The 14,965-nt window shown below is 60.8% G+C and carries 16 protein-coding genes; 12 read left to right on the forward strand and 4 right to left on the reverse strand.

Annotation, left to right across the window (positions count from 1 at the left end; all coding sequences use genetic code 11):
- Nucleotides 1-2 precede the first annotated feature (2 nt).
- Genes lpxB through ACYPYQ_RS08785 form a run of 7 tightly spaced genes read left to right on the forward strand, consistent with a single transcriptional unit; the run spans nucleotide 3 to nucleotide 5,462 of the window.
- Nucleotides 3-1,166 (forward strand): lipid-A-disaccharide synthase, encoded by a 1,164-nt coding sequence (gene lpxB / locus ACYPYQ_RS08755; RefSeq protein WP_459723028.1) that lies wholly within the window; start codon nucleotides 3-5, stop codon nucleotides 1,164-1,166.
- Entirely contained in the window at nucleotides 1,156-1,752 is a 597-nt protein-coding gene (gene rnhB / locus ACYPYQ_RS08760; RefSeq protein ID WP_459723030.1) for a ribonuclease HII, read from the forward strand. Before lpxB ends, rnhB begins: the two co-directional genes overlap by 11 nt.
- The gene (locus ACYPYQ_RS08765) at nucleotides 1,746-2,204 is read left to right on the forward strand and encodes a CopD family protein (RefSeq protein ID WP_459723034.1); all 459 of its coding nucleotides are present in this window, start codon (nucleotides 1,746-1,748) and stop codon (nucleotides 2,202-2,204) included. The genes rnhB and ACYPYQ_RS08765 overlap by 7 nt, the downstream gene beginning before the upstream one ends.
- 10 nt (nucleotides 2,205-2,214) lie before the next feature.
- Nucleotides 2,215-2,457: a hypothetical protein gene (locus ACYPYQ_RS08770; protein WP_459723040.1), complete on the forward strand. Its 243-nt coding sequence runs from the start codon at nucleotides 2,215-2,217 to the stop codon at nucleotides 2,455-2,457.
- A 31-nt stretch (nucleotides 2,458-2,488) separates the two neighbouring features.
- Nucleotides 2,489-4,513: an excinuclease ABC subunit UvrB gene (uvrB, locus tag ACYPYQ_RS08775; protein WP_459723044.1), complete on the forward strand. Its 2,025-nt coding sequence runs from the start codon at nucleotides 2,489-2,491 to the stop codon at nucleotides 4,511-4,513.
- Nucleotides 4,514-4,521: 8 nt separating this feature from the next.
- The gene (locus tag ACYPYQ_RS08780; RefSeq protein ID WP_459723048.1) at nucleotides 4,522-5,001 is read left to right on the forward strand and encodes a low molecular weight protein-tyrosine-phosphatase; all 480 of its coding nucleotides are present in this window, start codon (nucleotides 4,522-4,524) and stop codon (nucleotides 4,999-5,001) included.
- A 2-nt stretch (nucleotides 5,002-5,003) separates the two neighbouring features.
- Nucleotides 5,004-5,462: a hypothetical protein gene (locus ACYPYQ_RS08785; protein WP_459723054.1), complete on the forward strand. Its 459-nt coding sequence runs from the start codon at nucleotides 5,004-5,006 to the stop codon at nucleotides 5,460-5,462.
- A 71-nt stretch (nucleotides 5,463-5,533) separates the two neighbouring features.
- On the opposite strand, the gene ACYPYQ_RS08790 is transcribed toward ACYPYQ_RS08785, so the two are convergent.
- Nucleotides 5,534-8,038 carry an Rne/Rng family ribonuclease gene (locus ACYPYQ_RS08790; RefSeq protein WP_459723058.1) on the reverse strand — a complete coding sequence of 835 codons (2,505 nt, stop codon included), beginning with the start codon at nucleotides 8,036-8,038 and terminating at the stop codon, nucleotides 5,534-5,536.
- 352 nt (nucleotides 8,039-8,390) lie between these two features.
- On the opposite strand from ACYPYQ_RS08790, the gene ACYPYQ_RS08795 reads away from it, so the two are divergent.
- From ACYPYQ_RS08795 to ACYPYQ_RS08805, 3 genes are all read left to right on the forward strand, one after another.
- Nucleotides 8,391-9,326: an RluA family pseudouridine synthase gene (locus ACYPYQ_RS08795; RefSeq protein ID WP_459723064.1), complete on the forward strand. Its 936-nt coding sequence runs from the start codon at nucleotides 8,391-8,393 to the stop codon at nucleotides 9,324-9,326.
- Nucleotides 9,323-10,552, forward strand: a complete 1,230-nt coding sequence (locus tag ACYPYQ_RS08800; RefSeq protein WP_459723070.1) for an MFS transporter — start codon at nucleotides 9,323-9,325, stop codon at nucleotides 10,550-10,552. Before ACYPYQ_RS08795 ends, ACYPYQ_RS08800 begins: the two co-directional genes overlap by 4 nt.
- 141 nt (nucleotides 10,553-10,693) lie before the next feature.
- Entirely contained in the window at nucleotides 10,694-11,524 is an 831-nt protein-coding gene (locus ACYPYQ_RS08805; RefSeq protein ID WP_459723075.1) for a hypothetical protein, read from the forward strand.
- A gap of 53 nt (nucleotides 11,525-11,577) precedes the next feature.
- Here ACYPYQ_RS08805 and ACYPYQ_RS08810 read toward each other — a convergent pair whose 3' ends face one another.
- A complete protein-coding gene (locus ACYPYQ_RS08810) occupies nucleotides 11,578-12,144 on the reverse strand; it encodes a hydrolase (protein WP_459723082.1) in 567 nt (188 codons plus the stop codon).
- Nucleotides 12,145-12,282: 138 nt separating this feature from the next.
- Between ACYPYQ_RS08810 and ACYPYQ_RS08815 the strand changes: the two genes are divergently transcribed.
- Nucleotides 12,283-12,585, forward strand: a complete 303-nt coding sequence (locus tag ACYPYQ_RS08815) for a hypothetical protein (protein WP_459723089.1) — start codon at nucleotides 12,283-12,285, stop codon at nucleotides 12,583-12,585.
- Nucleotide 12,586: 1 nt separating this feature from the next.
- Here the strand turns inward: ACYPYQ_RS08815 and rlmM are convergent, their stop codons facing one another.
- Both rlmM and ACYPYQ_RS08825 read right to left on the reverse strand, forming a co-directional pair.
- Complete coding sequence (rlmM, locus tag ACYPYQ_RS08820) at nucleotides 12,587-13,609, reverse strand: 23S rRNA (cytidine(2498)-2'-O)-methyltransferase RlmM (protein ID WP_459723096.1); 1,023 nt, start codon at nucleotides 13,607-13,609, stop codon at nucleotides 12,587-12,589.
- Nucleotides 13,606-14,217: a trimeric intracellular cation channel family protein gene (locus tag ACYPYQ_RS08825; RefSeq protein WP_459723101.1), complete on the reverse strand. Its 612-nt coding sequence runs from the start codon at nucleotides 14,215-14,217 to the stop codon at nucleotides 13,606-13,608. The genes rlmM and ACYPYQ_RS08825 overlap by 4 nt, the downstream gene beginning before the upstream one ends.
- An 86-nt stretch (nucleotides 14,218-14,303) precedes the next feature.
- Between ACYPYQ_RS08825 and ACYPYQ_RS08830 the strand changes: the two genes are divergently transcribed.
- Nucleotides 14,304-14,960, forward strand: a complete 657-nt coding sequence (locus ACYPYQ_RS08830) for an HAD family hydrolase (protein ID WP_459723106.1) — start codon at nucleotides 14,304-14,306, stop codon at nucleotides 14,958-14,960.
- The last annotated feature ends 5 nt before the right edge of the window (nucleotides 14,961-14,965 follow it).

Genomic DNA, 14,965 nt, shown 5'->3' on the forward strand with positions numbered 1-14,965 from the left:
TCATGACAATTCCGGTCAAGACTATCGCCATCGTGGCGGGCGAGGCGTCGGGCGACATGCTCGCCAGCATGCTGATGCAGGCCATCAGGCAGGCTTATCCCGAAGTGCGCTTCGTCGGCATCGGTGGTCCCAAGATGCAAGCGGTCGGCATGGAGATACTGTTCCCGCTGGAAAAGCTTGCAGTGCGCGGCTATGTGGAGGTATTGCGTCATTACCGCGAGATCGTCGGCATCCGCGACCAGTTGCGCAAACGTTTCATCGCGCACAAGCCAGACCTGTTCATCGGTGTCGACGCACCCGATTTCAATCTCGACCTCGAAGTGGCATTGAAGTCGCACGGCATCCCCACCGTGCACTATGTCAGTCCCTCCATCTGGGCCTGGCGCGGCGAACGCATCCACAAGATCAAGCAGGCTGTGTCCCATATGCTGTGCCTGTTCCCGTTCGAGGCACCGATGTATGAGAAGGCGGGTGTGCCGGCCACCTATGTCGGCCATCCGCTGGCAGACTTCCTGCCAGAGCAACCGAAGCGCACCGAGATGCGCGAGCAGATGCGCATCCTGCCCAGGACGGCTAAAGTGTTCGCGCTGCTACCCGGCAGTCGCCAGAGCGAGGTGCGCCAGCTCGCCGAGACTTATATAGAGACGGCCAGACTCATCTGGCAGCGATGTCCCGACGCCCAGTTCCTGGTGCCGCTGGCCACGCGCGAGACGCGGAACATCTTCGAGCAGGTGCGCTGGAAACTGAATGCGCAGGAATTGCCGATGACGCTGCTGTTCGGTCATGCGCACGATGCGATGATTGCCGCCGACGGCGTGCTGGTCGCATCCGGTACCGCCACACTGGAAGCCGCATTGCTCAAACGCCCCATGGTCATCACTTACAAGATGCCGGCGCTGTCTTGGTGGTTGCACAAGCGCAAGATGTACCAGCGCTGGGTCGGTTTGCCGAACATCCTCGCCGGACGCTTCGTGGTGCCCGAGATATTGCAGGACGATGCGACGCCGCAGAATCTGGCACAGGCGTTACTCAATCTGGTGAACAACAAGGCTGCGGTCGAAGAGCTGGAACAGACCTTCACCGCGATGCATCACAGCTTGCGCCAGAATACGGCGCAGAAAGCAGCGGCAGCCATCCTGCCGTTGCTGGTGAGAGATGCAGACTGAGCTGCTCATCTGCGGGGTGGACGAAGCGGGTCGCGGCCCGCTGGCCGGACCGGTGAGTGCGGCAGCGGTAATCCTCGATCCCAAGCGCCCCATCGCAGGACTGGCCGATTCCAAAAAACTATCCGAGAAGCAACGTGATCGACTCGCGCCCATCATCCGCGAGCAGGCATTGGCCTGGTGTGTCGCCTATGCCGAACCGGGCGAGATCGATGAGCACAACATCCTGCAAGCGACCCTGCTGGCGATGAAACGCGCCGTGTATGGCTTGTCCATCCGGCCGCAGCAGGTGCTGGTGGACGGCCTGTATTGCCCGGATACTGGCATTCCCAGCGAGGCCATCGTCAAGGGCGACAGCAAGGTGGCGGCGATCTCTGCTGCATCGATACTGGCGAAAACCGCACGCGACAAGATCATGCTGCAGATGCACGCGCGTTATCCGCAATATGGATTCGACGCACACAAGGGTTATCCTACGGCAGTGCATCTGGCCGCCTTGCGTACCCACGGCGTGCTGGACATCCATCGACTATCATTCAAACCGGTGCGGGAAGCGATCGCACCCATTACACAGGAGCGAACATGCTGACATTTCTGAAACTGCTGCATCTGTTGGGCGTCGTGGTCTGGGTGGGCGGCATGTTCTTCGCCTACATGGTGTTGCGTCCGGTCGCGGCCGATGTGCTGCAACCGCCTGAACGACTGCGGCTGTGGAACGGCGTGTTCGCCCGCTTCTTCAACTGGGTATGGCTCGCCATCGGCGCCATCCTGCTCAGCGGCCTGTATCTGATCTATCTGTACGGCGGCATGGGGAATGTGGGCCATTACGTGCATGTCATGCTGCTGCTCGGGCTGGTGATGGTCGGTATCTACGTCTATGTGTTCTTCGGCTGCTTCGTACCGTTCAGTCTGCATGTGGAGAAGGAACGCTGGAAGGAGGCGGGGGCCCTGCTGGGCAAGATACGCCAACTGGTCGCCATCAATCTTTCATTGGGATTACTGACCATGGCCGTCGCTACCATCGGCATCCTGTTCGGTTAAGGAGAAGGATATGCAAAAGCTCGTATTCATCCTGATCTGCGCAGTGATCGGCATGGCCATCGGCTACGGCATCTTCGGCAAGATCGCCGGTCATTACGTCAGTGTGAGCAGTCTGCTCTCGTTCGGCGGCAACGCCTTGCAGAACGCCTGGAACTCCGTGTCCGGTCTGGCCGAGATGCGCAACAAGATTTTGCTGTGCGGCGCGGGCGGTGCGGTGGTCGGTTTCCTGTTGTCGACGCGGCTGAAGAAATGAGCGGGCAGGGTGCAGCCTGTCCCCGCGACCCATGAAGACCATCACTTTTCCAGACAGTCCCTACACGCTGCACCTGCCGTTCGATCCGGCCGGCGACCAGCCCACGGCCATCGCGCAGCTGGTGGAGGGTATCGAGGACGGCTTGGCTTACCAGACGCTGCTGGGCGTGACCGGCTCCGGCAAGACTTTCACCATGGCCAACGTCATCGCGCGCACCGGCCGGCCCGCCATCCTCATGGCACCGAACAAGACGCTGGCGGCACAACTCTATTCCGAAATGCGCGAGTTCTTCCCCGACAACGCGGTGGAATACTTCGTCTCCTACTACGATTACTACCAGCCCGAAGCCTATGTACCGTCGCGCGATGTGTATATCGAGAAGGATTCTTCCATCAACGAGCAGATCGAGCAGATGCGCCTGTCGGCCACCAAGTCCATGCTGGAGCGGCAGGACTGCATCATCGTCGCCACCGTCTCGGCAATCTACGGTATCGGCGATCCGGTGGATTACCACGGCATGATCCTGCACCTGCGCGAGCACGAGAAGATGGCGCAGCGCGACATCATCCAGCGCCTGGTGGCCATGCAGTACGAGCGCAACGATGTGGACTTCGCGCGCGGCCACTTCCGTGTGCGCGGCGACGTGATCGACATCTTCCCGGCGGAAAGCAGCGAGAACGCGCTGCGCGTCACCTTGTTCGACGACGAGGTGGAATCGCTGGCCCTGTTCGATCCGCTCACCGGCCATATCCAGACGCGCGTGCCGCGCTACACCGTGTATCCCTCCAGCCATTATGTGACGCCGCGCGAGACGACGCTGCGCGCCATCGAGACCATCAAGCTGGAGCTGGCCGAGCGCATCGCCTGGTTCCAGAAAGAGAACAAACTGGTGGAAGCGCAACGCATCGAGCAGCGCACGCGCCACGATCTGGAGATGCTGGCCGAGATCGGCTTCACCAAGGGCATCGAGAACTATTCGCGCCATCTTTCCGGGCGCGGTGCCAACGAAGCGCCGCCGACGCTGATGGATTACCTGCCGCCGAACGCGCTGATGATCATCGACGAGAGTCACGTCACCGTGCCGCAGATCGGCGCCATGTACAAGGGCGACCGCGCCAGAAAAGAGAATCTGGTCAATTACGGATTCCGCCTGCCCTCGGCCATGGACAACCGTCCTTTGCGCTTCGACGAGTTCGAGAAGGTGATGCGCCAGACCATATTCGTCTCCGCCACACCTTCCACGTACGAAGCCGAGCATCAGGGACAGGTGGTGGAGCAGGTGGTGCGCCCGACCGGATTGATCGACCCGGTCATCGAAGTGCGCCCCGCCACCCATCAGGTGGACGACCTGATGAGCGAAGCCACCGCGCGCATCAAGAACGGCGAGCGCGTACTGGTCACCACGCTGACCAAACGCATGGCCGAAGATCTCACCGAATACTTCAGCGAGCACGGCATCAAGGTGCGCTACCTGCACTCGGATGTGGAAACGGTGGAGCGCGTGGAGATCATCCGCGACCTGCGCCTGGGCGTGTTCGACGTGCTGGTCGGCATCAACCTGCTGCGCGAGGGACTCGACATCCCCGAGGTGTCGCTGGTCGGTATCCTCGATGCGGACAAGGAAGGCTTCCTGCGTTCCGAACGTTCGCTGATCCAGACCATAGGTCGCGCCGCGCGCCACCTGCACGGCACGGCCATCCTCTACGCCGACCGCATCACCGATTCGATGCGCAAAGCCATCGACGAGACCGAGCGTCGTCGTGCCAAACAGATGGCATACAACGAAGCGCACGGCATCACGCCGCAATCGGTGGTCAAGCGCATCAAGGACATCATCGACACCGAGTATGACGTGGATGCCGAGCGCAAGTCATTGAAGGCCGCGCAAGTCCAGGCCAGGTATCTCGCCATGAGCGAGAAGGAAGTGTCCAAGGAGTTGGCGCGTCTGGAGAAGGAGATGCTGGCTGCCGCCAAGAACCTCGAATTCGAGAAAGCCGCGCAACTGCGCGACCAGTTGAAGAAGCTGCGCGAGAGCGTGTTCATATCCCCATTGTGAGTCGAACCATGAAAGTTAGCGTCCTCTTTGTCTGCATGGGCAACATCTGCCGCTCCCCGACAGCCGAGGCGGTGTTCCGCTTCCATGTCGAAAAGGAAGGGCTGGCAGATGAGATCCACATCGATTCGGCCGGGACGCATGATTATCATATCGGCGAGCCGCCAGACTCGCGCACGCAGCGCGCCGCCAAACAACGCGGTTATGACATGAGCGGTCTGCGCGGGCGACAGGTGGGGGCACCGGATTTCCTGCGTTTCGACTACGTGTTGGCGATGGATGAAGCGAACCTCTCCATCCTGGAAGGGTTGAGACCGTCAGAGGGGGGCGGCCATCTGGGCCTGTTCCTCGAGTTCGCCGAGCGGGACCGCGAGAAAGAAGTGCCCGATCCCTATTTTGGCGGGGCTGACGGATTCGAGCATGTGCTCGATCTGGTCGAGGATGCCTCCCTCGGTTTGTTGAAGCATATCCGTTCCAGGATCGGGCGTTGACCATGCTGCTGACGTTCGCCTCCGAAGCCGAGATAGGGCACGCCTTCCTGATCTCCATGGCCTGGGGAGCGCTGGTGGTGGTCATCACGACCGTTTTGATGACTCACTCGCTGGAGGGTACAAAGTCGGAGATACGGAGATCCACAGGTGTCCTGCTGGGCTGTCTGTTCTATCTACTGTTCGGTCTCCTGACATACCGGGAGCAATATGGAAGTTTCACAGCGGCCGAGGTCGATGCTCGATCGGTGACGCTGCAGCATGCGGGCAGTTATTTTCGGCCGCTGCGTATCGAGTCCGGTCAGATCGTTGCCATCGAGTCTGGACATCCGGGGAAGGGCGAGATCACGCAGTGCTATCTGAACCTTGTCCTGTCATCAGGCGAGCATCACCGCAGTGCGCCAAGCTCGACCGCAGACTGCGAGGCGTACCGGAAGCAGATAGAGACATCGCTGGGTCGCTAGCTAGCTTATTCATCCGGCAATAAAAAACGCACGGCATGCCGTGCGTTTTTTATTGCGTCTACCCGAACAGCTTACTCAGGTGTACGAGTCTCCACCATTTGCAACGGCTCGCTGTTTTCCATCGTGTAGATCTCGCGCGGACGCTGGCGGCGGCGCGGCGCATGGGCAGTCATCTCGCGAGGTGCCACGACGACGGAGGCGGCCTTGTTCGGGTCGGTCTCTATCATGGTCAGTCCGCTGGCGCTCAGGTCGACCGCGATCGGCGCGGTGCTTGCAGCCACCGGCGCGGCAGCCTGCACTTTTTCAGCAGCTTGGGGCGCAACCGGCTTGTTGGTCGGATAGCACACGACCTCCGTAGGCTTGACCGGGCGGGTCATGCCGGCCGGATAAGCCACATATTCCGAAGGCTTCACGCGTGCCGGGGTCGTCGCTTGAGCAGTGGCAGATGCAGAGGGCGTCTGCACGGAAATTGCGGCTTCGTTCAGCTCCGGCGTATCCAGCTGCTCGCGACGTTCGCGCTCGCGGCGACCACCACGGCGACCGCGCTTGCGACCGCCCTCGCGCGGCTGGCCTTCCTGACCCTGCTGCTCCGGAGCTGCGACCGGGAGGGTCTCCAGCACCGGCTTGTTCGCGTCATTGTCCTGACGCGGCGGACGCGGCGGGCGTTCCTTGCGATTCTGCTGCGGCTCTTTGTCGTTACTGGCCTGACGCGTGGCTTCATCGCGTTCACGGCGCGGCTTCTTGCCGTTCTCGCTGCGTTCGGCTTTTTCGCTGCGCTCACCGCGCTCGTTACGGTCACGGCGCTTGTCGCCGCGTTCGCGACGGCCATCGTTGCGGCTGCCGCTCTTGCGGGTCTCGGTGGCCGGTTTCTCAGGCTCGCTCTCGCCGCCCAGCGCCTTGATCCAGCCGAACAGGCTGCCGAGCAGCGAGGTTTTCTTCACTTCCTCGACCTTTTCGGTGTGTTTCGGTGCGGGTTGTGCCGGGGTGATGCTGCGCACGGCAGGTTGCGGGCGCTGTGCGATCTTGCTCTCGGGCGTGGAGGTGACCGGCTTGGCTTCCTCCGGCGTCACGACCTGCTTGTAGCTGGCCTGCAGGTGTTCCGGTGTGATGTCGTCCATGCGCAAACGATCCACCGAGTAGTGCGGTGTCTCCATGTGCGGGTTGGGGATCAGCGTGATGCGGACCTTGAAGCGATGCTCGATGCGGTTGATGTCCGAGCGTTTCTCGTTCAGCAGGAAGGTGGCGACATCCACCGGCACTTGCGCGTGGATGGCGGCGCTGCTGTCCTTCATCGCTTCTTCCTGGATGATGCGCAGGATGTTCAGCGCGGACGACTCGGTGCCGCGGATGTGGCCGATGCCGTTACAACGCGGGCAGGTGGTGTGGTTGCCTTCTTCCAGGCTGGGGGCCAGACGCTGACGTGACAGTTCCAGCAGGCCGAAGCGCGATATCTTGGCGCTCTGGATGCGGGCGCGGTCGAAGTGCAGGGCATCGCGCAGGCGGTCTTCCACCGCGCGCTGGTTCTTGGTCGATTCCATGTCGATGAAGTCGATCACGATCAGGCCGCCCAGGTCGCGCAGGCGCAGCTGGCGGGCGATCTCGTCCGCCGCTTCCAGGTTGGTGTTGAGCGCGGTGGTCTCGATGTCGCTGCCGCGCGTGGAACGCGCGGAGTTGATGTCGATGGCGGTCAGCGCTTCGGTGTGGTCGATCACGATGGCACCGCCGGAAGGCAGGTTCACCTGGCGCGCATGTGCGGATTCGATCTGATGTTCGATCTGGAAACGGGAGAACAGCGGTACGTCGTCGTGATAGCGCTTGATGCGGTTCACGTGGTCCGGCATCACGGTGCCCATGAAGGCCTGTGCCTGTTCGAAGATGTCGTCGGTGTCGACCAGGATCTCGCCGATGTCCGGGTTGAAGTAGTCGCGGATGGCGCGCACCACCAGGCTGCTTTCCAGATAGATCAGGGAAGGAGCCTTCTCGGATTTCGAAGCGCCTTCGATGGCGTCCCACAGTTGTTTGAGGTAGTTCAGGTCCCACTGCAGTTCTTCGGCATTGCGGCCGATGCCTGCGGTGCGGGCGATGATGCTCATGCCCTTGGGGACTTCGATCTGTGCCAGTGTGTCGCGCAGTTCGTTGCGGTCTTCACCCTCGATACGACGCGAGACACCGCCGCCGTTGGGGTTGTTCGGCATCAATACTACATAGCGGCCGGCCAGGCTGATGTAGGTGGTCAGCGCCGCGCCCTTGTTGCCGCGCTCGTCCTTCTCCACCTGCACCAGCAGTTCCTGGCCTTCCTTCAGCGCTTCCTTGATGCCGGAGCGGCTGGTGGTACCGGGCTGGTAGTACTGCGGGGCGACTTCCTTGAAGGGGAGGAATCCGTGGCGGGTGCCGCCGTATTCGACGAAGCAGGCTTCGAGGCTGGGCTCGATGCGGGTGATGATGGCTTTGTAGATGTTGCTCTTGCGTGATTCCTTGCCGGCGGTCTCGATATCGAGGTCGACCAGTTTCTGACCGTCCACGATGGCGACGCGGAGTTCTTCCGGCTGCGTCGCATTGAATAACATGCGTTTCATTTATTTTTCTCCCGCGCTCTACACGGGCAGGACAAAGCTACGCGCTTATCGGCGCGCGAGAAGATGGATGTTCGGATCGTGTTGCTGACGATGGTCCAAGTGCTTGTTCTCGTTGTTAGCTTGTCTTTATCTGTGTGTCGCCGAAAAGTAGGGCAACACACCAAAATCTATTCTGCTTCGTGCTTAGAGCGCGCAAATCAATTACCATCACTGCTTGTCTCCGGTGAGTGAGATTAACCGGGCGGGGCTGCTTCGTAGGCGGCTTGATTGCCTGCCTTGGGTTGGACGGGGAAAGTAATTTACATCCCGTTTCGACGAAGGCGCACACGCGAGGCGCGGAGTATATTCAATAATGAGCGGTTTAGGCAAAGAATCCGTAACTTGGGTCGAAATCGACGAGGGCGGCGAGGGTCAGCGCATCGACAACTTCCTGTTCAAACACCTGAAAGGCGTCCCCAAGAGCCATATCTACCGCATCCTGCGTGGGGAAGTGCGGGTCAACAAGAAGCGCATCGACCAGACCTATCGTTTGCAATTGGGCGATGTGTTGCGCATCCCGCCCATCCGCGTCGCAGGGAAACCTCAGGCCGAGTTCGTCCCGGCCGTCGAATTCCCTATCCTGTATGAGGATGATGCCCTGCTGGCGGTGAACAAACCGGCCGGCACCGCTGTCCATGGCGGCAGCGGGGTCAGCTTCGGTGTCATCGAGCAACTGCGCAGCGCCCGGCCGCAGGCCAAGTTCCTGGAGCTGGTGCACCGGCTGGACCGCGAGACCTCCGGCATCCTGCTGATCGCCAAGAAACGTTCCGCACTGACCGGGATGCACGAGATCATGCGCGAGGGCAACAGCGACAAGCGCTATTACGCGCTGGTGCTGGGCGACTGGCACAACGCACGCCAGCATGTGAAGCTGCCGCTGCACAAGTTCGACACGCCGCAGGGCGAGAAGCGGGTGATGGTGCGCGAGGACGGCCAGCCGTCCCATACCATCTTCAATCTGCAAAAGAACTGGCCGGGTTTCTCCCTGCTTGAAGCCGAGCTGAAGACTGGCCGTACCCACCAGATCCGCGTGCACCTGTCGCACCTCGGCTTTCCCATCGCGGGCGACGACAAATACGGCGATTTCGCGCGCAACAAGGAATTGATGAAGCAGGGGCTCAAGCGCATGTTCCTGCACGCGCACAGCATCGACTTCAAACACCCTCTCACGGGAGAGCCGCTGCACATCGACGCGCCGCTGGCACCTGAACTGCAGCAGTTCCTGGCGCGACTGGACAAGACGCAATGACCCCCCCCATCAGATCCGAACGCGCCCTGTTGCTCACGCTGGCAGGCATCCAGTTCAGCCATATCCTCGACTTCATGGTGATGATGCCGCTCGGCCCCATGCTGATGGCCGAGTTGGATATCACCACGCATGAGTTCGGCCTGCTGGTCGCGTCCTATAGTTTCAGTGCCGCCGCCTCCGGCCTGTTCGCCGCCACCTTCGTCGACCGTTTCGAGCGCAAGCGCTTCATGCTGGTCACGTTCGCGCTGTTCGGGCTGGCCACGCTGGCCTGCGCTATCGCACCGGGTTATGCCACGCTGCTCATCGCGCGGGGCCTGGCCGGGGCGTTCGGCGGTGTGCTGGGCGCGCTGGTGCAGACCTTCATCGGCGACACCATCCCCTATGCGCGACGCGCGCGCGCCAGCGGCACGGTGGCGGCGGCGTTCTCCTTCTCCACCGTGGCGGGCGTGCCGCTCTCGCTGTGGCTGGCCAGCCTGTTCCACTGGCGCGCACCGTTCGTGTTCATCGTGTTGCTGGTGGGCGTGTTCTTCGTGGTGGCGCTGCGCGTGCTGCCCGAGCTGCGCCACCACCTCGGCCGCGAGAAGCGCGCCCATCCCTTCACCGATCTGTTCGCCGTGATGCGCGACGCCAACCATTGGCGCGCCATGAGCCTGTCGGCCATGCTCATCTTCGCCGGCTTCACCGTCATCCCCTATATCACTGTGTATGCCGTGAACAACATCGGCATCAGCCAGCACGACATCGCCTATATCTATCTGGCGGGCGGCGCGGCTACGCTGTTCACCGCGCGGGCCATCGGCCATTGGGCTGATGCGGCGGGCAAGATGCAGGTCTATCGCATCGTCGCCTTCTGCGCCATGCTGCCGATACTCGCCGTCACGCAAGTGCAGCAGGCCTCGCTCGCACTGTGGCTGGTGTTCACCACGCTGTTCTTCGTGCTGGTCTCCGGCCGCTTCATCCCGGCCATGGCCATCATCACCTCGGCGGCGCAACCGAAGCTGCGAGGCACATTCATGTCGCTCAACGCCACCGTGCAATCGCTCGCCATGGGCCTCGCCGCCACGCTCAGCGGCTTCATCATCACCCAGGACGCGACCGGCAAGATCGTCGGTTACGAACACGTCGGCTACATCGCCATCGCCGCCAACCTGCTCGGCATGTGGTTCGTCTCGCGCATCGTCATGCACGACGCGCATCCCAACCTGCCGGACGTCGCGCCGAAGTAGGGTGGAAAAATATATAGGCCGAATTTCTGCTTGAATGGAGAAGGGGCATCGGGCTAGGATGCGATTCGAAAAGTTAGGGTCAATCAAGATGAATTTGAAGCTGACCCGTCTAGTTCATTTTCATCATCATTGGAGCGCCTCATGAACTCCCAAGAGAAGTCAGTTGAAACAGAGAAGCCGGTCTGCTTTGTAATCATGCCGATCTCAGACGTTCATGGGTATGAACCTGGGCACTTTGGTCGCGTATACGAACACATACTTAAGCCAGCAATTGTGGCGGCAGGATATATACCTATTCGCGCTGACGATACGATAAAGACTGATTACATCGTGGTCGGAATAATCCAGAAGATTGTCGAATCTGAAATGGTTATTTGCGATTTCAGTGCCAGAAATCCGAACGTCATGTATGAATTGGGAATTCGACACGCATTTAACAAACCCGTTGCACTGATAAAAGATCGTCGCACAGACAAGGTTTTTGACATTCAGGGTCTGCGGTATGTGGAGTACGACGATTCGCTTCGCATTGATACCGTCCAAAAGGACATTTCAAAAATTTCTGGTGCAATCCAAGAAACTGCAAGCGCCAATGGAAAGGGTGTTAACTCGGTGGTTCAGTTGGCAGGTATCACGGCAGCTGAGATTCCCGCAAAACAACAGGTTTCTGGTGAGACGCAGCTAATTCTCTCCGCCATAGGCTCGCTTGAACGACGAGTGGATGGCATGGAAAACAAAGGAAGGGTTACCGCCAAGTTCTTCACCACGGATGATGAGAAGGTGACATTTCAAGATAAGATGACCGCAGAGCTTAACGACGAAATATACAACCAAGCTGGGGAGTCGGTTGGAATCCTTGTTGATATCCACCCCACCGATGAAAAGATATTCATCAGGCAAGAGGATGGAAAGATCATCCCGTATGCCGCCAATTCAGTTCGCTCGAAGGGACTGAGTTCACTCCCTTTCTAAATGGTTAACCAAAATCAAACGGGTCAGCATCGCATTTGATTCAAGCAACACCGCTACTTCATTAGCTTCGACAACTTCCTGAACGTATCCGTCCCCGCCACCTTGAGCCACTGGAACACCACGGTCTCGGTGCAGGTGGGGATGGCACCGGCGAGTGTCATGGCTTCGATGGCGGTCTGCCGGTTGTCCGAGCTGCGGCTCAGCACGGCGTCTTTCACTACATGCACGTTGTAGCCTGCGCGCAGCAGGTCGAGCACGGTCTGCTGCACGCAGACGTGGGTCTCGGTGCCGCACACGATGATCTGCTTCTTGCCGTTGGCTTCGAGTGCGGACATGAAGTCGTCATTGCCGCAGCAGCTGAAACTGATCTTTTCCACGAAGCGGGCGTGGTCCGATCTCTCCCTGAGTGTGGGCAGGGTGGGGCCGAGGCCTTTGACGTATTGTTCGGTGACGAGCACGGGCAGGCCGAGCTCCTGCGCGCTGTCGAGCAGGATGGCGACGTTGCGGATGAGGCGTTGCAGCGCTTCCTGATCCATGGCGGCGGCCAGCCGTTCCTGCAGGTCGATCACCAGCAGCAGGGAGTCTTCGGTGGTCAGGATGTGGCGGTCGATGGGGTTCATGCGGTCCTCTGGCAGGCGTTCTCGGGATGCGGCGCAGTGTGCCATCCATGGCGGCGGGTTTCAATGCGGGGAGCGGGGTGTTAACCTTTCCCTGTTGCTGCCGATATATATAGTGACTGTGCAACGAAAGGAGCGGCCATGCGCTTCACACCCACCATCCTCCCCACCACGGCGACGCCGACGACGCGTGCGGTGAAAAGTCTGACCGGCACCCACGCGGTGAAGCCGGTGCACGAGGAATTGGAGACCGTGGCCGTCACGTTGGAAGCAGAGGCGCAGCACGATTCCGGTCAGACATCGCTGCCACAGGAGGACAGGCGCAAGGCCTGCCGCCGCATCCATCACCAGAAGGTGCTGGTGGAATTGCGCTCCGGGCTGGACAGGCGCAAGCACAACCTGTTCGCAGGCGGCGTGGCCGAGCATATCGACGAAGAGGCCTGACTCATCCCTTGCGCAGGCAGACCGTGACTTCTTCGCGGTCGTGATAGAGCTGCTTCACTTCCAGTTTGTAACGCATGCCCTTCTTGTTGAGCGCGCCGCGTATGGTATCTAGCGCGGTGCGTAGCGCTTCGACCTTCTTCTTCATCGGCAGCTTCAGGTTGAATATGGCGTTCGATGTGTGGCCGCCGAGGAACCATTCCACCATCAGCGCCGCGACCCGCTGCGGCTGCTCCACCATGTCGCACACCAGCCAGTCCACCGGGCGCTTGGGGCGAAACTTGAATCCGTCCTGACGCAGATGCTTGATGTCGGGGTGGCTGGCCGCTGCGCCCTTGAGCGGGCCGTTGTCCACGGCGATGACTTTCAGGCCGCGTTGCACCAGCTGCCAGGTCCAGCCGCCCGGGGCGGCGCCCAGATCGACTGCGGTCATCTTCGGTTTTAGCCATAGTGCCTGTTCCTGCTTGTCCAGAAACACTTCAAAGGCTTCGGCCAATTTCAGATAGGAACGGCTCGGCGCATCGGCAGACATGCTGACGCGGTGGATGCCGTTGAGCGCATCGTTGCTGTTGCGCGGGTCGCTCGTGGCGATCAGGGCGCGGTCTTCCGAAGGGAAGAAGATGTGCAGGCGCGGCAGGGCGGGGTCATCCACCAGACGTTCGCTGTCGCGCAGTGCCTGCTCGAGCAAGGGCTGGAAGCGTTTGGTGAAGCCGGACAGGGTCTTGCCATCGTTGGTGTCCGGCACTTCCAGATACAGCGCGCCATAGCGTTCCGGCACTGGCGGGATCGCGTCGAGCAAGGGAGTGAGGCGGTCGCGCTCCGGCAGGCCGCGTACTTCACCGTGCAAGGTCAGCAGTTGCCGCGCGAAAGTGAGCTGTTTATAGGCCAGACGCGCTTTGCCTTGTAGCACCAGATAGCCGCTGTTCTCAGCGGCTTCTACAGGTTTGGCCTGCGTCTCTTCGATACAGTCTCGTTCGAATCCGGGGCGGCAATAGACCAGCCAGGCGGGTAAGGTAGGGTCGATCATGGGTGGGGGCGCAAGCGCGGTAAGTGGATGTGCCAGCGGATCGCCGCGAGTCGCAGCGACACCGTCACCAGCATCGCGATCAGGATGGACGACAGGCGTTCCAGTCCCAGCGTATCGAGCAGGATCAGCAGCAGCGCGCCGACCAGCGAGGCGGTGGCGTAGATGTCGGTACGGAAGATCAGCGGGACTTCGTTGCACAGGATGTCGCGGATGACGCCGCCGAACACGCCGGTGATGACGCCCATCAGGGCGGCGATGAACCAGTGCACCTGCAGGTTCAGGGCGACGGTGGTGCCGATGACGGTGAATAGCGCAAGTCCGAATGCGTCCGGCAGCAGGAAGAAGTTCTTCGGGATGGACAGCCTGCGGCCGAGGAAGAAGGTCGCCACGGATGCGGCGATGCCGACCACCACGTAGATCGGGTCGTGCACCCAGTACACCGGCAGACGGCCGAGCAGGATGTCGCGCACGGTGCCGCCACCGATGCCGGCGATGACGGCGATCACGGCCACACCGAACAGGTCGAGATCGCGCCGGTGCGCTTCCAGGGTGGCGGTGATGGCGCAGACGGCGACCGCGCATAGGTCCAGGGTGTGAATGAGGCTCATGTTCGGATCGCGGACAGGGGCGCGCATTATACGGGGCGAGGGGTGCGGCAGTGGTAGAATCCGCGCCTCATTTTTGGGATGTACGCATGATTAAACGATATGACCTGATCGTGTTTGATTGGGATGGAACGGTGATGGATTCCACGGCGGTGATCGCGACCTCGATCCAGTCCGCTTGCCGCGACCTGGAGTTGCCGGTGCCGAGCGACGAGAATGCGCGCCATGTGATCGGCATGGGGCTGGCCGAGGCTTTGCGGCATGCCGTGCCACAAGCGCCGGAATCCATGTATGAGCCGCTGGCCGACCGCTACCGGCATTACTTCCTGGCACAGGATCAGACCATCCCGCTGTTCTCCGGCGCGCGCGAGACCATCTCGGAGTTGCACGAAGCCGGCCATGCGCTGGCGGTGGCGACCGGTAAGAGCCGCAAGGGGCTGGATCGGGTGATGGACAGCAGCGGTATGCGCGCATACTTCCACGCCTCACGCACAGCGGATGAGACTTTTTCCAAGCCGCATCCAGCCATGTTGCTGGAGCTGATGGATGAGCTGGGCATGCAGCCGGAGCAGGTGCTGATGATCGGCGACACCACGCACGATTTGCAGATGGCGATCAATGCCGGCGTGGATGCGGTGGGCGTGACTTATGGCGCGCATCCAGTAGATCAGTTGCGCGCATTGAACCCGTGTGCGCTGCTGGACGATTTCCATGCGTTGCGTGCCTGGTTGCAGGCCAACGCTTAAGACGA

Source organism: Sideroxyarcus sp. TK5 (assembly GCF_054601595.1).